The following is an 18,544-nucleotide window of genomic DNA, read 5'->3' on the forward strand; positions in this document are numbered from 1 at the left end:
GATGAAATAAAAAGAAAAGTGGTAACCCTTTATTTGGATGGAGTTGAGAATAAGACAGATCTATTGAATGTAGGTGAAAAATGGTACAGAAAACGGCCGAAAAAATTTTCAGCTTTAGAAAAACATGACGGTTTTTATTTGGATAAAAACTCCTTAACGGACATTAAGGTTAAGGTAGAAATGTTTCATTTTAATAATTATTTATATTATCAAAGAGAAGAGTTATTCTCTAAGTGAAATTAGGGAAAGTAGATCATTGAGAAGGAAGTGCTGTATTGTGGCATACAAAATAAAAGACACGATGATATCGGAAACAGACATTAAAAAAAGAGTAAAGAAACTTGCTGAGGAAATTGAAGCAGATTTTAACCATGAACCGTTAGTCTTAATCATTGTTCTAAAAGGTTCGTTTGTTTTCGCTGCGGATCTGATCCGAGAATTGAAGGGGAATGTTAAGGTCGATTTTATCTCGGTTTCAAGTTACGGAGATGAGACGGAAACCACAGGAAAGGTAAGACTTTTGAAGGATCTGGACGCAAATATCACGAACCAGAATGTTGTGGTTGTGGAGGATATTATTGATAGCGGACTGACATTAAATTTCCTCAGAGACCATTTGAAAACACATAAGCCAAAACAAATCAAGATTTGTACTCTGTTAGACAAGCCCGAACGGAGAAGAGTTGATTTGCCAGTAGATTATGTCGGCTTTGTCATTCCCGATGAATTCATTGTTGGCTATGGTATAGATTATGCGCAAATGTATCGGAATTTACCCTATATTGCAACAGTGGAAGAATGCTAGCCAAATTAAAGCCTTCACTGCCATAATAAGTGAAGGCTTTTCATTATTATTTAGACGAAGTGATTTCAGTAGCGTCCATTATTTTTAGTAGATGGCGAACAGCATAGGCAAAGCCATCTTCATCATTTGTCTTTGTGACAATATCTGCTTTTTGCTGAACATGAAGCGGGGCGTTTCCCATCGCAACCGATGTGCCAGCGACTTCAAATTGAGCGAGGTCATTGCCTCCGTCTCCAAACGCAATAATTTCATCAAATGAAAGATTCATCAATTTTTGGTATCGCAACAGTGCTTTTCCTTTATGTGCTTCACTTGAGGTTATTTCGACATTATTAGGAAAAGACGAGGCCATTGATATATCAAATTTTCCGGTTAAGGCTTTTCTTACCTCTTCTACTTTTTCCAATTGATCAAAGTGTGTTAAAGCGATAACTTTATAGATTTTTAAATTATCTTTTTCAAAGATTTCATCATAATTGAATTCTTGAAAAAGAATATCAAGTTCTGTTTTCGTTTTACCATGTAAGGGAGGCAATGTGGAAGGAAAGCCGCCGTAATTGGTATAGACAAGAATGCCCACACCAATATTTTGTATTAGCGAGAATATTTCTTTATATTCAGAAATTGAAATAGTTGCTTCAAAAAGCAATTCACGTTTGCTGGAATATAAATTTGAGCCATTAATACAAAAAATGGGAACCTCCATTTTTTGTATTGCTTTTAATTTGATCACGTCTGCGTAAGCTCTGCCTGTGTTCAAAATGAGGCAATGTCCAAGATCTTGTAGTTCGTTTAAGGCTTTAATATTATCTTCAGATATTTCCTGCTCAGAATTTAACAAAGTTCCGTCTAGGTCGATGGATAAACATTTCATAGTTCCATATGTTCCTTTCTACTGTTTTTAAAATTACTATACCAGATTAATCGGCAAGTAGATTGTAAAGTTTTACAGAAATTAATGCTACAATACAAAAAAAGAGAGGTGCGAAAATGAACATAAACAATATACTAGTCGTCAGCCCAATGTTTATAGAGCTGAAGGCGTTAATAGAAAAAGAAAAACTACATAATAATTTTCGTTTTAAATCCGAAGAAGAGATGTTACAGAACGATATAGGCTGGGCGGATGCTTTGGTAACTTTTAATTTAAAATCCGATTATGATTACAGTCATGTAAAATGGGTTCATTCCCTTGGGGCGGGGGTCGACCGCTTTTTATTTCAAAAGGACTGGAATGAAGAGGTATTGTTAACAAGGACGATTTGTTCATTCGGGCAAAGGATTGCTGAATATTGTTTAAGCTATATTCTAAAAGATTTGCAGTTTCACGAAGAATTTCGAGTATTAAAGCAGCAAAAAAACTGGCTGCCGAAGACACCGAAATTATTAAATAAACAAAAAGTCATAATCTATGGAACTGGAGAAATTGGGCAGACAACAGCGAGGATATTATCTGGATTAGGTATGGAAGTTTATGGCGTTTCCTTAAGTGGAAGAGCTAAAGAAGATTTCAAAGAGGTCCTAACAGTTGATTCACATCTTTCACACCTTAAAGAGATGAATTATATCATCAATACTCTACCTTTGACAGAACAAACGGCCTCATTCTTTAATGAACCTATTTTTAAACAATTGTCAAATGCGGGTTTTATAAATGTAGGGAGAGGGGCATCAATTAGTGAGGAGGCGCTCCTTAAAGCAATAGATGATAACCATGTCAGCTTCGCAGTTCTTGATGTTTTCCCACAAGAGCCGCTCCCGAAGGATAACCCTTTATGGAATCATCCAAGGGTTTATGTCACACCTCATATCTCGGCGGTTACCACACCAGAGGAGGGTGTCGTATGTTTTCTTGAAACGTTAAAAAATCTGGAAGAAAATAAGCCTTTACCTAATAAAGTTGATTGTAAACGAGGGTATTAAAAATTATTTGGGATTTTTAAAAAGAATTATATGGTTGTCCTATACGAAAATATTATCATCTTCATATAATGTTTTTACAACATTGTATGGATTGGAGGTGACAATAATGGACGATCAAGAACCAGACCAATTTCAGTATGAAGTATATGAACCCATTGGATTAGTAGTGAATTCTTTATTTTTTGTCATGTCCATTGTCATTATTGGTATAGATTTTATTATGGGTAAGTAGTGGTATATATAAAATAAACAGCCCCAGTTCCGCAAGCGACTGGGGTTTTTAATGTTATTATAAAATATTATTTTTTTATTATTTAGAGTGTTTGTCAAAGAGCAGTTATACAAAAAAATCCGACATTATTAGTCAATTCTAGTGTTTCGGACACCAAATGTGTCGATGAAAAATCTGTCAATATTCACAATGCTGTAACAAGTTTTCCGAGATGATGGAAAAATTCGGAGATAATAGAAGTATAGAGAAAATGAAAAAATATGAGGTGGAGGGAAATGGATAAGAAAAAGTGGATTGCAATGCTATTGGCAGGAGGAAGGGGGACGAGATTAGAGCAGCTTACAAATAATATCGTTAAACCAGCAGTACCATTTTGGCGGAAAATACCGGATCATTGATTTTAGTTTGAGTAATTGTAAAAATTCAGGAATCGAATGGCCGATTTTAAAGGAATATTTGATTCAGGATGAGAAAAAAGAATTCTCTTATAGGGATTTTGGCAAGGATATAATTCCAACGATGCTGACCGATGGATTGCAGATGTATGTTTACCAATTTAATAATTATTGGAAGGATGTAGGTACTGTCCATAGTTATTGGCAAGCCAACCTAGACCTTTTAAATAAGGAAAAAAATATTTTTATGCAAAACTCGGAGTGGAAAATCCATACTGTTGAGAAAAATGTTCCGCCATTATATTTAGCCGAAAGTGCCAAGGTGTACCACAGTATATTAAGCGAGGGCTGTGAACTGTCAGGGACCATTGAAAAGTCTGTAATCTTTAGCGGAGTAAAGATAGCAAAGGGTGCTTCGATAAAAAACTCTGTCATTTTACCAGGTACGATTGTAGAAGAAAATGTATGGATCGAAAATGCCGTCATAGGAAGCAATTCCGTAATTAAGAATGGTGTGATTATGGTCTCATCGAACCCTGAAGAGCATTTAATGCTGGTTGGCAATCATAAAACAATCGATCCAACTCTTCAAGAGATGGAATTAATGAATAGGGAAAATTCAGTTTTATCCTAAAAAATCACATTTAAAAAGGGTAACCCTAAAAAAATGTAATAGGTTACCCTTTTTAAATTATTGGTTTTTTTTGTTCTCTCTTGCTGCATTTTTCTGTGCTTTTTTACTTAGGCCTGACTCGGATCCAAATTCGGTGTCGCTCCCACCCGTGTGCGGCTGCTTTCGATTATTATTGCGATTTGTCATAGTGATAGTGCCTCCTTTCATTATGTACATTTGTTATTAGCTTGCTCCAATGCTATGAAGGAAGCCTTTAATATCATCTGTTTTTATATAAAAGTTATTCGTTGGAAAGAAGGTAACAAATTGGAATTAAAAGGGAAAATCAGTACATAATTATATTATGTAAACTGATTTATCAAAAAAACTGCCACAACAATGGCAGCTATTATTCTATTTGTTCCTTCGGCATATCCATTTTATCAACCGCAATCTTTAAATCATCATTCTTAATGTGCGTATAGATCATCGTCGTTTGAATCGATGAATGGCCTAACTGGCGTCTTAACTTTGGCACATCATTTATTTCAGCATGATATCTGGTTGCAAATGAATGACGCAGCTTATGTACGGATAATGACGGTTTGCCAAATGCAGCAGCATATTTTTCAATAAGATTTTCAACGGCTCTAACTTTTAATCTTCGTGATTTTACTTTAGGACCAGTTGGTCCACTAACAAATAATGATTTTTCATTTTTATCAACATTGTATTTGGCAGTTCTGACTGCTAAATATTCTTGGAGGTCAGCCATAGCTACTTGGCTAAAATAAACGAATTGTTCTTTATTTCCTTTTCGGATAACTCGTACACAATACTTGTTATAATCAATATCGTCTAAATCAATTCCGACCAGCTCTGAAAGGCGAAGTCCAGATCCTAGTATTAACGATACAATTGCAGTATCACGTTCTTTATTTAATTGATAAAAGTAGGATAATCTCTTGTTTTCTTTGTTCATTTCACCATAATCATTGGCAATAAATAAGCGGAATTTCTCGTATTCATCACCAAGTAGAATCTTTCCTTCCATTTTCGTAGCTTTCGTTTCCATGCTTTCTTTAACTTCATTAAAATCAATTTTCGCCATGATATTCCGATTAATATAAGGTTTTAACTCCGATGTCTCAGCAATATTTTGAAGGTAGTTGAACAAGGATTTTAATGCGGATAATTTACGATTTACGGTCAGTTCTTTATTATTTAATTGGAAGTGCAAAAAGTTAAGAAATCCGTCAATCTCTATCACAGTCAATCGTTCTAGGCGATCTAACGGAATATCTTCAATGCTACCTTCAAATAGACCTTCACTAAGCATCCAATTAAAAAAGATTTTGTAATCATGGCAGTAATTATACAGGGATGCGGTCGAAAGATTTCGTAATTTATGATTTATGTACTCTTCAACATACCACGGCAATTCTTGGAGCAAGGCTTGAAGTTTTTTAAATTTTTCTTGTTTTGCCTGATTAACCATAATAACACCTCCTTCAGTATTTTACTTCATGATATAAACTGCGTCAAATTTATATTTTACGCAGTTTATATTTTTGAGATTAAAGTATTAAAATATATCTAACGTCAATTGTTCATTTAACTCACTGTTATCCCAGCGTCTCTTGAATTCAAGAAACTGTTCTAACGTATTAATTTTTCTACCATATATTTTATGAAACAAAATATGAACTTGTCAGGGTTTTTGTTTTGAAATGCTTTTGGTGAAGTATGAACCATAAAAACGCCGACTGGTCTTTACACCAATCGGCGTCCCGTGGCACCTAATTGTACAACGACAAGAAAATGGTTACATAACGTTCATTTTGCACCCTATTTCTTTCGGAACGACAAGAAAAATTGAAATCAAAAATACTGTGTATGAACAAAAAAAATAGAACCTACGCAAGGTTCTATTTGAATAATAATATCTGTTTCGTTTAAAAATGGTTCTTTTTATTCTTTGATAAATTCCTTTGTACTTCTCACTGTATCAATTGGCCGAACTAATTTTTCTATTTCTGTACGTTTAGGCTCTAAAAATGGAGGTAAAGATAATTTTTCCCCAAGCGTTTCATAAGGTTCATCTCCCATAAAACCAGGACCCTCTGTAGCAAACTCGAATAAAATTTGCGGTGCCACTCTTGCGTATAAGGACTCAAAAAAGTGACGATTTACATAACCGGATGTATGGAATCCAAAACTACTCATCCGTTCAATCCATTCTTCTAAAACAGAGCGATCCTCTACACGGAATGCCGCATGGTGAACTGTTCCAAAACCTTGTCGAGCTTCAGGAAGAATGGCATTATATTCTACAATGACCGAAGCACCATTCCCGCCTTCCCCCACTTCAAATAAATGGAATGATCCTTCTTGATCTGTCTCTTTAAATAATAGAACTTTTTCCATCATTTCTTTAAAATAATCAAAGTTCGCAATACGGATAAAAACAGGTCCTAAACCAGTAATGGCATATTCAAGTGGAATTGGACCTTTTTGCCATGGTGTGCCGGATTCTACCCCTTTATTGAATTCATCTGAAATCAATTGATATTGCTGATCGTCAAAATCAATGAAAGAAAGGGTTTTCGTGCCAAATTGCTCTTTGATTCCAGTATGTTTGACTTCTAAACGATCAAAACGCTTTACCCAATAGCTTAATGCTTCATCACTCGGTACACGGAAAGATGTCTTTGAAATCTCGTTAGTACCATGTACGCCTTTCGGAATGCCTGGGAAATCGAAGAAAGTCATGTCTGTGCCTGCGCTTCCTTTATCATCTGCAAAGAATAGATGATAGGTTTGAATATCATCTTGATTGACCGTTTTTTTAACTAAACGCATACCTAAAACATTGGTGAAAAATTCATAGTTCTTTTCTGCACTGCTAGTAATAGCTGTTACATGGTGTATTCCTTTTAGATGGTTCATTATATATCCCTCCTGGATTTATTTTAAAATTAAGGGTCTTAACTTTTCTTCTATCTCTTTTCAATATTGTTCCAACAATGGTGGTAAACCACTATTTATCATCATAAACTTCCAAATATTTATCTTGAATTCGAGATATCGCTTTAAAAAAAATGCACTTTTAAACTTTATTCTTTACTTTTTACAATGTGTTCACCAATGTCCATGAATAGCTTTAGATATTTGAGCATTTCCTCTCCATTTAGTACACCCCCTATTAAAATCTCAAATTAAAATATCTTGAATATGAGATAATAATATTACTTTTAAATTTCTTTGTCAATACCCGAAGGATAAAGTTTCAAATTGCTAACAAGTTTAATAACTTCCTCTTCCTTCTGAAAAAACTTGTATATTTTCGGCCAATGAAAAATATAGAATCATCGATTCACAACTTTAACAAAAGTTTATCCAATTCACGTACTTGATCATAGGCTTTTAACAGGTGTACTGGAACGAGTGTTCTTCCATGTTCCCACGCGTTCTCTTCGACTTCTGCTAAAAGCTGCTTCTTTTCTTCTTCTTTGCCATAATAGAGAGTCTTTAAAACTCGTGGATTTTTCCTGAATTCTAAGTAATAACCAATCTGATGGTAAAGAATAATTTTCGCAAAGTTTTCATCTGTTTCTCTAACTTTAAAGTTGATTTTAGCGTTATAGCCGTTAATTTGGATGTAGTTAAACTTAATCGTATTGGTCGAAACGTTATAACTCATCGGTGCTTTGAGTTTATCGCTGAATTCAACATTTAATTTTAGTTTTAGCTCTTGTAGTGTATTTATAATGATTTTCTCAATATCCCAAATATATAGCATGTATCTTTACCCTTCCTATCAACAAGCGCTTGAAAATCTTATCTTGCTGCAATTTATTAAATCTTTGATTGCTAGTCTTCATTTTTTAACAATAAAATACTCGGCCTATTGTAACAAGAGCCAATTTTCATAATTTGTTTTTGCAACTAACTTCCTCCTTTTTGAAAAAAAGTTAAGCTTCCCAGATAGATTTCCAACTTCTTTACTACATATGAAGAAAATGATTGGTTACACTATAGAAACGAAAAAAACAGAAAGGAGGAAAAAGCTGTGATACGGAAACTTATGGTCTTTTTCTTCTTTGCCGGCTACCTTTTCACAGGTGCCCTTCACACTGACGGCCAGCCGCCTCCGGATCCCGTCAGGATGGGTATGAAAGAAGGCTTTTATGAAGGTATCCGTTCGGGGCTTGAAGACCGGCACAATTTTAGGATCTCCCGAGCTTGGCAGCAGGTACCACCATCCCAGCTGAGTTTAGACAACAAGAAGGAGATCGCTCGCCCCCTCATGAAAATAGGACTTCTCCGCCAGGTGTCCCTCTTTTTTTCCTCTGAGGAGAAATTCAACGCCTACCTTCATGCCCATCCGGAAATGAATGCAGTACAGGCGGCCGAGCGAATACTCGGTCAAAGGTTTGTGAGAGCGTACAAAAGCAGCTTCCAAAAGGGTTATGAAAAATCACTTACTGCTTCACCCGAAAAGGCGGCAAACTACGCAGCCATATTGAACACGAAAAAATGAAAAAAGAGAAAACAAAAAGGGCAACTCTATGGATGCCCTTTGACCTCCTTTGTTAGATGCCTTTGAATCAAACTATGGACCAGAGGAAGGTGCTGTCTGCTTGACTTTATTGGCATTTTACTTCAAAGTAATCCCCAAAAAAGCGGACGTCCCATACCTGAGACGTTCGCTCATATTCGATTAATTATTAACCGCACTACTCAATTTTATTAAATACATATCTCTAACGAACTCATCACCAGATGCAAAGGAGTGTGTATGACCAAAAATGATATAGCCCCCATCTTTTGTTTGAATAATATCAATGCCCCATTCATGTAAGGATTCACTTCCTAGTGGGCGATACCATTCCGTTCTACCGTCTTTCCCTACCTTAACAACAAATAAATCCGTATCTTGTTTCCAAAATCCTTCTGCTTCATCAAGAAAGTAACCTTTTGTTGAGAATGTTTCAGAAGCTCCGACCATTATATAGCCGTCTGATAATACCTCGACAAATATTGGATGTAATTCGTGATATATATGGCCCCACGTTCTCGAACTGCAGTGCAATTTTTTGCCCTATTCAAAAGTGCGGCGCGATGGCCAAGAGCCTTGCAACTTGCGTATCAGGATAATTTGGCCCGTATGATAAGCGTCATGGAGAATGAGGCTGTTCAGCCACTCGTCTAATGGACGATTAGTAACAAGAGCTTGCAATTGGTCAACGTTTAAATTCGCAATACGCTTACGGATGCCAATATGGACGCTTTTTAGCCTATTTTGCGTGGCTTTCCAATCGCTCTCCGTTTTCGAAGCGACTGCGAACGTATCGTCATTCGTCAACCCTTCCGGATACTGCGATTCCTCACCGGTAATTCTTTTCAGCAACCGTTCCTTGTAAAAAATCAAATGCTCAACTGTCTCCCAAATCGTGTTCGCATGCTCGCCAGCCGGTCGCCAATCTGCTTGCTCCGCCGTAAGCGCTTTGAGTGCGTCAGCGAGCGGCGGATACCAATCTTCTTTATCGTAGCAAAAGTCCCAGTTTTGAAGTAACGATTCCGTTCTGTTCATTCCAAATCCTCCTTAGCGCGTATTGTAACCATCTAAACATATATTTTACCATAAAATTCTAATTCCTTCTTCTACTAAACCGCCCCGTTCGTACCACAAGAAAAAAAGGATCGCTCCAGCAATCCTTTCTTAAACTCTAGCACCCGATAGTTTAAGTGTAATCCTTCATAATCTCTTCTTCATCTTAATATAACTCCAATCCCTAATAAGTGTTGTTCCAGAATCCAGAACAATACAAAAAGTCGCCTTCTTATTCAAGAAATGAGCCTGATTGCGGAAGATCAAAATTTAACTATAAGGAAGCTGAACCATTAACTTTGCTTCCCCTCCCCCTTTTTTTATGTAAATCATAAAAATTATTTAGTAAAAGCTTTTAGAACTTCACCTAGTTCCTTCATTTTCCTAAGCCAATTATATTGTTCAGCTTCTTTAATTTCGAAGTACCTGGAATTCTTTATAAGGTTTGAGATTTGCTTATTTGACCATTCGTATAGTTGCTAATTTAGCATAATGCATGTTATTGGATATTGGCTGGATTCGTTCTTTTTATTTTTATGTTTTTTATAAATGCAATAAGTAAAAGAAACAGAGGGAGTACAACTTCAAAAGAAAAAAAGTAAAAAATTCCACTTTTAGATAAAAAAGAAACTAGTTGCTGATAACTAGTTGCTACCCAAAAACCAAATATTATTTGTAGAAAACCAAATGGGAGGACAAATGGCTTATAATCTTTTACGTCTAAGCACTGAGCTGCCCCAAGTACGAGCACATAATAAATGGCTGAAATTTTTATAAATATTCCAGTAACCCATATAGCCATTACAATCGATTCAAGATGCTCAAAAAATTGAAAGAGACTGATATACCTAGCAACATTCATTACTGGATATATCTGTTCTTTAATAGTATCATCCATTATAAAAATCGTAATTAAATTTGTAAACACCATCGTTAGCACAACTGTTACAACAGAAATTAAGCCCCATTTCCGTCCCTTTTCTGGATTTTTCAAAAATGGAAGAAAAAAACTAATATATATAAAGTCACCTAGCCATGATTGAATTGGAATCGCACCTTGTAAAGATGGTAAAATACCATTTCCCATAATTGGAAGTATATTTTGGACTTTCATATCGGGTAAAAGAAGAATCCCCATTATCAGGAGGGGAAAAATAAATAATGGAAAAAAAGTTTGTGTCACACGTGCTAACAATTCTAGTCCTCCATATGCTACAGACGCGCAGACTAAAACCAGACTAACTATTACCACTAGTAGTGGAGTCTTGGGAAGGAAGTTTGCAATAAACTCAGCATACTCACGTAAGACAATTCCATTCAAAAACAGATGGAAAAACAAAAAAATATAACCAAGAATCTTGCTTGCAAGCTTTCCAATTAAATGTTCGCTATACTGAACAATGTTTTGCTTAGGATAATAAGTATTCAGTTTCAAGAGAATAAACACCACTAAAAAACCAATAATCGACGCCCATATCGGTGATAGCCAAAGATCTTGTTTTGCGTCTTTTCCTGCAACTGCTGGAAGGGACAAAATAGATGTGGCCAATACGATAATGTATAATATCATACCCATCTGAAGAGCTGAGATTTTCCCTTTTTCGATCATTATCTATTTATCCCCTTTATTCTCCAATTGTCTTATGTTTATTTTTCCTCTTCAGTGTAATTGTAATAACCTTACGACCTTATTATTTATTGTCTTGAGATCCCTCTTGTTCAACTAGAGACTCTTGCTTTCCATATTATTTCCCCTTTAGATAGTCTAAAATAGGAAATTTTTACGTTTGTATTTTTTACTAAATAATGTTTTTTATACAAATCACCAAACCCTACCTGAAATAGCTAGACCTCTACCTTTAGACAAAATAAATGAGTCTGAGTGGTTTATAGATACATATTGTTTTCCACTTGTACAAAAGCAAGCATAAATTAAACGTTATATTGAAATGGTTGGATAATTTTCCAATTAAACAGGATAGATTCACTAGATAAATCACAAAATAAATTCACCACGATTTTCCATACAACCTTGAACAAAAGGAAGGCGCGTCCATGTTGTTTCGAAAAAACCGAAAAAGGTTCCATGAGCATATACAACTCAATACACAAAAAGAGATTACCGGGCAAAAAGGTTTGCTTTCTTCTAATCTGGATGAAAACTTGCACGTTTTTCACTCCATTTATCAGGATTGCATGGATGTAGTCTTTCGGACATTTTTGATTGGTGGACAAACAAGAGCCGTTCTTATATTTATTGAGGGCTTATCTAATCTTGAAGAAGTTGATGATAATGTACTCGCCCCACTTGCGTCAGTAACAGAAGGCAAGGTTCGTCCACGTGAATTGTTAGAGAAAAAGATTCATATTTCAAAAATGAAAGAAGTCAAAACGGTTACAGAGTGCATAGAGTATATATCTGTCGGGTTTCCCGTTCTTTTAGTAGAACAAGAAATGGTCGGACTTGCTTTGGGGTTGTGCAAATGGGAAAAACGATCGATTGAAGAACCACAGGCAGAGAGTGTCGTACGTGGGCCGCGGGAAGGTTTTGTGGAAGCATTGCACGTCAATACCTCCCTACTTAGACGTAAAATCAAAAGCCCTGACCTCAAAATGAAATCGAGGAAGATTGGGCGATATACGGATACTCATGTTGTAATTGCTTACATGAAAGGACTTGCAGATCAAACCCTCATTGAGGAAGTCGAAAACCGGTTACAGCGCATCGACATAGACAGTGTATTGGAAAGTGGCTATATCGAGGAACTGATTGAAGACAATCCCTATTCACCTTTTCCTCAGCTTATCAATACAGAGAGACCGGATGTAGCCGCTGCTAATCTCCTGGAGGGGCGTGTGGTGATTTTAGTAGACGGTACTCCCTTTGTCTTAATTGCTCCGATTAGCTTTTTTTCCTTACTGCAGTCGACAGAAGACTATTATCAGCGTTTCCTGATCAGCTCAGCTATCCGCTTGTTGCGTTTTGTGTTTATGTTGATGTCTCTTCTTTTGCCATCTCTATATGTTGCGGTTCTAACCTACCATCAGGAGATGGTGCCGACAGCCTTGCTGATCAGTATGTTTTCTTCACGGGAAACTGTCCCCTTTCCGGCACTTGTGGAAGCATTAATGATGGAGATAACATTTGAAGCGCTGCGTGAAGCAGGGGTTCGGCTTCCGAAACAGGTCGGGGCTGCTGTTAGTATTGTTGGCGCTTTAATCGTCGGTCAAGCTGCCGTTCAAGCCGGATTAGTATCCGCTCCAATGGTTATCTTTGTTGCGATTACAGGAGTTTCGTCCTTTATGGTGCCGCACTATACACAAGGGATTGCTTTACGAATGCTACGCTTTCCGATTATGTTGCTTGCCGGTTCGCTCGGGTTGCTTGGGATAATGCTTGGGGTGATATTAATCGTCGTCCATTTATGCGGGTTGCGTTCGTTTGGGGAACCATACCTTTCACCAATCGCTCCTATGAAGAAGAATGAATTGAAAGATTCCTTGATTCGAGCTCCATGGTGGGGGATGAATAAACGCCCCCATTTAACTGGTGAATACAATCCATATCGACAAGCCCCCGGGCAAAAACCGAATCCGGGAAAAGGAGACGAATCGTAGTGTGAAGAAAAAACGAGAAGGATGTGTGTAAAGATGAACCACTTTTTGTCTCAAAGCATGACAAAATTATTCCTCGTTCTTCTCTTGTTTTCGGCTAGTTTCCTGCTTACCGGTTGCTGGGACAGACGGGAAGTGAATGACACGGCACTGGTATTGGGGGCTGCCATTGACAAAGAAAAAGGGGAAAACATCAAGCTTACCATTCAAGTTTTGATTCCTCGGGCTGTGAGCGGCGGGCAGCAGGGAGCGGGCGGTGGCGGAGGAGGCCCCACCGTCTTGGTAAGATCTGCGATTGGAGAAAATATGGCTGATGCTGCTTCAAAGCTCCAGACAGAATTTCCGCGTAAAATCTTTTGGGGGCATTGTAAAGTGTATATTATCGGGACAAAGCTTGCTAAAGCAGGAGGCTTACATAAACAAATTGACTTTTGGCTTCGCCATCCAGAACCTCGAGAACGTGCCGATTTGTTTGTTAGTGTAGGCAAAGCAGCCAATATTCTTGAATTACAGCCACCTTTAGAGCTATATGTGGGACAAGCACTTCGAAAGCTTTCTGAGATGCATATTGGTATGAGCATTACCGTGAAAGATTTTGAACAGATGTTAAAAGGTGATACGGGTACGGCTCTCCTGCCATTGATTAAAACATTACCGACATTGTCTGAAAACAAACAAGAAACGATTGCTAATATAATCGGGACTGCTATTTTCAAGAAAGATAAAATGGTCGGTCAAATTGATACCAAAGTAACTAGAGGACTGCTGTGGTTACGAAATGAAGTCGAAGTAACTGCGGTAACGGTAAACCCCAAAAAAGGAGAAACGATATCGTTAGATCCCATACGTGAAAAGACAAAGCTCATCCCTACAATCAAGAATGGAAAGTGGAAAATCTTAGCAAAGATCACATCAGAAGGAACAATTGTGCAAAATGGGAGCCATTTAGACATAATGAGCACTGACATTACAAAGAGGATAGAAAAGGAGTTAGAAAAAGACATCAAACAACGATTGAACCTACCCCTTATAAAAGTAAAGAACGCGATGAATGTAGATGCGTTTGGTTTTGCAGATGCGTTTCACCGTAAATACCCAAAAGAATGGGAGAAAGTCAAAGATCATTGGGATAAGGTCCTTCCGCAGGTAGACGTAAAAATAGCTATTAAAACGCGTATACGCCGACCAGGATTGACTACTACACCAGCGGGTGTTCCAGAAAATGAGGTAGAAAAGAAATGATATGGACTGTGTTTGCAATAACAGTAGGTGTGGTACTCCTCATATTATTTGAATGGCCAAAAATGAAGCAAAATCAAAAAAAGGAAAAAGCGGCCTTTGTAACCTTAACGGCGATGGGATGGCTGCTTGCCATCCTCCTTGTGTTCTTTCCAGACATGCCAGGGCCTACACAGATGATTGAAAAACTTTTTAAACCGCTTGGTAAGTTGATTGAGTAATAGTAAGATCATGGGATGTTAAAAAGGAGAAAACAGCATGATTGAGAAAGGAAAAATTTCTGCCTTTCAGATGGCTCTTATGATAATACCCACAGTCACAGCAACTGCTGTTCTTGTGGTTCCATCCGTTACCGCCAGGGTCGCGGGACGTGATATGTGGATTTCGCCAATTTTCGGTTCACTCGTTGGATTTTTTAGTTTGTTTATCGTGTATCAATTGCATAAGCACTTTCCAGAAAAATCGATTATTCAGTACAGTGGGGATATTATCGGACGGATTCCAGGAAAAATCATTGGGCTTATCTATCTGTTCTTTTTATTGCATTCAAGTGGCATTATAACCAGGGAATATGCGGATTTCATTATTGCTGCTTTTTTGCCGAGAACCCCGATGATCGTAGTCATGGGGGGGATGATTTTGGTCTGTGCTTTTACAGTACTCAGTGGTTTGGAAGTGTTGGGAAGAGCTGCTCAAGTGTTTGTTCCAATATTTATGGCTACTCCGTTACTGTTTATTTTACTTATTCCTGACTTAAAACTAGAGAATATCGTTCCAATCATGGAGCATGGTATGATGCCCTCAATCCTGGGTGCTGTAATACCGCAAGGTTGGTTTAGCGAAGTCTCCCTTATCTCAATGTTTCTTCCCTTTTTAACGGATTGTGAAAAAGGGGGAAAATGGGGAATAATCTCAGTGATTGTTATTATATTACATTTAGTTATTATCAATATCGTTTGCCTTCTCTTATATGGTGAATCAGTAACAAGTTATGCCTTTCCAGTGCTTAATGCTTTCCGATACATTAGTGTTGCGACTTTTTTTGAACATCTTGAAGCAGTCGTGGTCATTATTTGGGTGATGGGAGCGTTCATCAAAATTTCGGTGTTTTATTATGTACTTGTTCTGGGAACAGCCCAATGGTTAAATTTGTCCGACTACCGGCCGATTGTGTTTCCGATTGGTTTTCTTGTATGTCTGGTTTGTATTTGGGCAGCAGCCAATGGGCAAGAATTGGGCCGGTTTTTAAGGTCAATCTCCCCTTTTTATATACCATCTATAATGACATTCATTCCGATGTTGCTCCTTCTGTTTGCAATCATAAAGAAAAAGATGAGGAATAAAAGACAGCCTGTTCCTACTAATCCATAACGTATAAAGAATATTATCGATGTAAAAGATTTTCTACATGACGCTATACTTGTTGTTCCAGCTATGACGGGCAAGTTTGCACAGCGTGACATCTGGATTTCTTTTATAAAGAACACTATAAAAAGGAGAAAAGAAAATGATTGAAAAAGGGAAAATTTCTGCTTTTCAGATGGGCGTGATGATGTATCCTGGAATCCTAGCTACAGCAGTTCTTACAGTTCCTTCTATTACAGCAACCTATGCAAAGCAGGATCTTTGGATAGCCCCGATATGGGCCTGTCCTATTGGCTTACTGATAGTACTTGTTTTTCTTCAATTGCACAAGCATTTTCCCGGAAAGAATATTATTCAGTACAGTGAGAATATTTTTGGGCGTTTAATTGGGAAAACACTCGGGATTTACTACTTGTTTTTTTTCCTTCATAACAGCGGTTTCGTTATACGGGAATATGCCGAGTTCATCATTACCTCCGTCCTTCCAAAAACCCCAATCATATTGGTGATTGTTGGTATGACACTAGTTAGTGCATTTGCTGTAAAAGGAGGAGTGGAAGTGATTGCCCGCTCGGCATTGGTTTTTCTTCCATTGTTCATGTTTCCTCTTCTGCTGATGGGGTTGATGGTTCTTCCTGATATGGAACCACGTAACATGCTTCCTGTCATGGGAAATGGGATTATACCCTCTTTAAAAGGTGCTTTTTTTCCAATTGAATGGTTTGGTGATTTTATTTACATGTCTTTTTTACTGCCCTTTTTGAAGGATGAAAAGGGAGGAAAATGGGGGATGATTTCCGTAATGGCTATCACACTGACCATGGTGATTACAAATTTGACTACCATTTTTGTATTTGGCGGGTCTACCACGGAATTGTTATATCCAGTAATGAATGTTTTTAGGTATATCAGCCTTGCTGATTTTTTCGAGCATGTTGAATCGATTGTCATAGCAGTTTGGATTACTGGTATGTTTGTTAAGTTTTCGCTTATTTATTACGCGCTTGTACTTGGGGTAGCTCAGTGGCTGGATGTGTCTGATTACAAATCGTTTGTACTTCCAATAGGATTTCTTCAAGTTATATTCAGTATATGGGTAGCTCCAAATTTTCAACAGATGGGGCAATTCTTTACGACGGCTGGTTCTTTTTATTTTCCCTTTATTCAAATCATACTTCCGCTTTTTCTTTTGTTAGTGGCTCTTATAAAAAAGAAATACAAAGATAAAAGCCCTAAATCTTCAATCGTTCATTAGTGACCATTATCAGTTTGGTAACAAAACGTGTATTATGTTACATAAATAAAAAGTCACCTTTGAAGGTGACTTAATTGATACATATCTTCTTTAAAATTATATGTATTTAGATTGGAAGGTACGAGCACGTAACGATCTACCTTGCACTACTTATGGCCTTATTGAAAACGAAAAAAAATAAGGGAAAATAAAATGGCATAAGAAACCCCGCTAATTCAAGATTAGCAGGGTCCTAATTATTTGAAACAGATATCGTGATAACCCGGTTATATCTAATTCGTATTAAAGGTTATTCATCCCCGATAACGCCATAAGATGGAGCCAACTCAGGAACAATCGCCCTAACTTTGTAGTCGTCTGCCTGTGGACTGTATATTTCCCAAAGCTTCTTTAAATCCTCAAGCGGTTGTTCACTATAGTCCACTCGTAAGTCAACATAGGCAAATGGCTCATCCGTGTAGACCAGAAGACCGATGGAATGCTCCTGATCCAGCTCCCCACCCATTTGAAAGCCTTTTTCAATCGCCAAAATTAACCTTTCCGCCAAGGGCAGACCTTCCGTTTGTAAAAACACCTGGCCCATGGCTTCCGGAATCGCAGGATTACTGAGAAGATTCCCGATACTGGCAACATTTTTTGCACAAAATTCTCCGTGTACACCTAAAGCCTTAGTACCTGTGAAAGCAGCAGAGTTTCCTTTAGAATCGACAACGGCTAGCTGCCTGTATTCTGGAAACGGGGAAGCTTCCTTCATCGATCGGATCGTGGACTCTGCATCAAATCCGTTTTCCAACACAGTAAAACCGATGCCTGCTAATCTTGGATCAGTAACGTTTTGGGTTAAAATAGCACCAACTTCTGTTTTAACCCAGGGACATCTTGCCCCAACGGATGGACTACTGGACGTAACAATGACTCCTAATGCGCCTGTGGATGAACAGCGTCCTGCTACCGAAAATGTCATTTTTCTCCTCCTTGTCGTAATTTTTCATGATTTATTCACTAATTACGGCCTCTACATCAATTTCCATTAACATCTCAGGCATGGCAAATCCACTTACGAGCAAACCAGTACTGCACGGATAAACATCCTTAAAATGTTTGGCAATCACCGGGTAGACTTTGCTTCGATCTTCACGATTCATGAGATAAACAGTTATTTTACAAATATCCTGAATCGTGCCGCCTGCCTCTTCAATTAGCTGCTTAACACATGCACATGCCATTTCCGCCTGTGCTGCCACATCGCCAACGCCGTGAAAATTTCCATCCAAATCAAATCCTGTCTGCCCTCTCAAGAAAATGCGATTTCCGGCTCGAACAGCCATGCTAAACTCATTCGCAATGTGATGTTCTGGTTTTCCCATGTTTTTCGGATAAAACTGGTCCGTTTTGAACTTTCGAATTCTTTGAATTTCCACTTTTTTTGTTTCACCATGAACTGACATAATAATATTTCCTCCCTTAAAGGTAAGTTTTTATAGGAAT

At 37.7% G+C, this 18,544-nt stretch carries 21 protein-coding genes and 1 pseudogene; 12 read left to right on the forward strand and 10 right to left on the reverse strand.

Features of this window, described 5'->3' with window-relative positions:
• Positions 1-237, forward strand: a pseudogene (locus tag V7161_RS24240) (hypothetical protein); the annotation flags it as partial.
• Positions 238-277: 40 nt separating this feature from the next.
• The gene (gene hpt / locus V7161_RS24245) at positions 278-805 is read left to right on the forward strand and encodes a hypoxanthine phosphoribosyltransferase (RefSeq protein ID WP_335715380.1); all 528 of its coding nucleotides are present in this window, start codon (positions 278-280) and stop codon (positions 803-805) included.
• A 46-nt stretch (positions 806-851) separates the two neighbouring features.
• Here the strand turns inward: hpt and V7161_RS24250 are convergent, their stop codons facing one another.
• A complete protein-coding gene (locus V7161_RS24250) occupies positions 852-1,679 on the reverse strand; it encodes a Cof-type HAD-IIB family hydrolase (protein ID WP_335715381.1) in 828 nt (275 codons plus the stop codon).
• Positions 1,680-1,795: 116 nt separating this feature from the next.
• Between V7161_RS24250 and V7161_RS24255 the strand changes: the two genes are divergently transcribed.
• The 4 genes from V7161_RS24255 to V7161_RS24270 all read left to right on the forward strand — a co-directional run bounded on the left by V7161_RS24255 (position 1,796) and on the right by V7161_RS24270 (position 3,989).
• A complete protein-coding gene (locus V7161_RS24255) occupies positions 1,796-2,728 on the forward strand; it encodes a D-2-hydroxyacid dehydrogenase (RefSeq protein ID WP_335715382.1) in 933 nt (310 codons plus the stop codon).
• Between the two features lie 106 nt (positions 2,729-2,834).
• Positions 2,835-2,960 (forward strand): hypothetical protein, encoded by a 126-nt coding sequence (locus tag V7161_RS24260; RefSeq protein ID WP_335715383.1) that lies wholly within the window; start codon positions 2,835-2,837, stop codon positions 2,958-2,960.
• Positions 2,961-3,235: 275 nt separating this feature from the next.
• Positions 3,236-3,358 (forward strand): sugar phosphate nucleotidyltransferase, encoded by a 123-nt coding sequence (locus V7161_RS24265; RefSeq protein ID WP_335715384.1) that lies wholly within the window; start codon positions 3,236-3,238, stop codon positions 3,356-3,358.
• A 7-nt stretch (positions 3,359-3,365) separates the two neighbouring features.
• Positions 3,366-3,989, forward strand: coding sequence for a sugar phosphate nucleotidyltransferase (locus V7161_RS24270; protein WP_335715385.1), 624 nt, complete (start codon positions 3,366-3,368; stop codon positions 3,987-3,989).
• Positions 3,990-4,046: 57 nt separating this feature from the next.
• Here V7161_RS24270 and V7161_RS24275 read toward each other — a convergent pair whose 3' ends face one another.
• The 4 genes from V7161_RS24275 to V7161_RS24290 form a co-directional block, all read right to left on the reverse strand.
• Complete coding sequence (locus V7161_RS24275) at positions 4,047-4,175, reverse strand: hypothetical protein (protein ID WP_335715386.1); 129 nt, start codon at positions 4,173-4,175, stop codon at positions 4,047-4,049.
• Positions 4,176-4,377: 202 nt separating this feature from the next.
• The gene (xerS, locus tag V7161_RS24280; protein ID WP_335715387.1) at positions 4,378-5,466 is read right to left on the reverse strand and encodes a tyrosine recombinase XerS; all 1,089 of its coding nucleotides are present in this window, start codon (positions 5,464-5,466) and stop codon (positions 4,378-4,380) included.
• A gap of 473 nt (positions 5,467-5,939) precedes the next feature.
• A complete protein-coding gene (locus tag V7161_RS24285; protein ID WP_335715388.1) occupies positions 5,940-6,917 on the reverse strand; it encodes a ring-cleaving dioxygenase in 978 nt (325 codons plus the stop codon).
• A 427-nt stretch (positions 6,918-7,344) separates the two neighbouring features.
• Positions 7,345-7,770 carry a hypothetical protein gene (locus V7161_RS24290; RefSeq protein ID WP_335715389.1) on the reverse strand — a complete coding sequence of 142 codons (426 nt, stop codon included), beginning with the start codon at positions 7,768-7,770 and terminating at the stop codon, positions 7,345-7,347.
• 270 nt (positions 7,771-8,040) lie between these two features.
• Between V7161_RS24290 and V7161_RS24295 the strand changes: the two genes are divergently transcribed.
• On the forward strand, positions 8,041-8,511 hold the full coding sequence (locus V7161_RS24295; RefSeq protein WP_335715390.1) for a hypothetical protein: 471 nt from the start codon (positions 8,041-8,043) through the stop codon (positions 8,509-8,511).
• Between the two features lie 180 nt (positions 8,512-8,691).
• On the opposite strand, the gene V7161_RS24300 is transcribed toward V7161_RS24295, so the two are convergent.
• The 3 genes from V7161_RS24300 to V7161_RS24310 form a co-directional block, all read right to left on the reverse strand.
• Complete coding sequence (locus V7161_RS24300) at positions 8,692-8,979, reverse strand: hypothetical protein (protein ID WP_335715391.1); 288 nt, start codon at positions 8,977-8,979, stop codon at positions 8,692-8,694.
• Positions 8,980-9,072: 93 nt separating this feature from the next.
• Positions 9,073-9,564, reverse strand: a complete 492-nt coding sequence (locus V7161_RS24305) for a DinB family protein (protein ID WP_335715392.1) — start codon at positions 9,562-9,564, stop codon at positions 9,073-9,075.
• Positions 9,565-10,081: 517 nt separating this feature from the next.
• Entirely contained in the window at positions 10,082-11,191 is a 1,110-nt protein-coding gene (locus V7161_RS24310) for a GerAB/ArcD/ProY family transporter (protein ID WP_335715393.1), read from the reverse strand.
• 446 nt (positions 11,192-11,637) lie between these two features.
• On the opposite strand from V7161_RS24310, the gene V7161_RS24315 reads away from it, so the two are divergent.
• The 5 genes from V7161_RS24315 to V7161_RS24335 all read left to right on the forward strand — a co-directional run bounded on the left by V7161_RS24315 (position 11,638) and on the right by V7161_RS24335 (position 17,056).
• Positions 11,638-13,200, forward strand: a complete 1,563-nt coding sequence (locus V7161_RS24315) for a spore germination protein (RefSeq protein ID WP_335715394.1) — start codon at positions 11,638-11,640, stop codon at positions 13,198-13,200.
• A gap of 33 nt (positions 13,201-13,233) precedes the next feature.
• Positions 13,234-14,439, forward strand: a complete 1,206-nt coding sequence (locus V7161_RS24320) for a Ger(x)C family spore germination protein (protein ID WP_335715395.1) — start codon at positions 13,234-13,236, stop codon at positions 14,437-14,439.
• Positions 14,436-14,657: a hypothetical protein gene (locus V7161_RS24325; protein WP_289984108.1), complete on the forward strand. Its 222-nt coding sequence runs from the start codon at positions 14,436-14,438 to the stop codon at positions 14,655-14,657. The genes V7161_RS24320 and V7161_RS24325 overlap by 4 nt, the downstream gene beginning before the upstream one ends.
• Positions 14,658-14,694: 37 nt before the next feature.
• Positions 14,695-15,807 carry a GerAB/ArcD/ProY family transporter gene (locus tag V7161_RS24330; RefSeq protein ID WP_335715396.1) on the forward strand — a complete coding sequence of 371 codons (1,113 nt, stop codon included), beginning with the start codon at positions 14,695-14,697 and terminating at the stop codon, positions 15,805-15,807.
• A 136-nt stretch (positions 15,808-15,943) separates the two neighbouring features.
• Entirely contained in the window at positions 15,944-17,056 is a 1,113-nt protein-coding gene (locus V7161_RS24335; protein ID WP_335715397.1) for a GerAB/ArcD/ProY family transporter, read from the forward strand.
• A 289-nt stretch (positions 17,057-17,345) separates the two neighbouring features.
• Here V7161_RS24335 and V7161_RS24340 read toward each other — a convergent pair whose 3' ends face one another.
• Both V7161_RS24340 and V7161_RS24345 read right to left on the reverse strand, forming a co-directional pair.
• Positions 17,346-18,020, reverse strand: a complete 675-nt coding sequence (locus tag V7161_RS24340; RefSeq protein ID WP_335715398.1) for a DUF1028 domain-containing protein — start codon at positions 18,018-18,020, stop codon at positions 17,346-17,348.
• 31 nt (positions 18,021-18,051) lie between these two features.
• Positions 18,052-18,504 (reverse strand): RidA family protein, encoded by a 453-nt coding sequence (locus tag V7161_RS24345; protein ID WP_335715399.1) that lies wholly within the window; start codon positions 18,502-18,504, stop codon positions 18,052-18,054.
• Positions 18,505-18,544 lie beyond the last annotated feature (40 nt).

The sequence above is a fragment of the Neobacillus drentensis genome (assembly GCF_036965425.1).
GTDB lineage: Bacteria > Bacillota > Bacilli > Bacillales > Cytobacillaceae > Neobacillus > Neobacillus drentensis_F.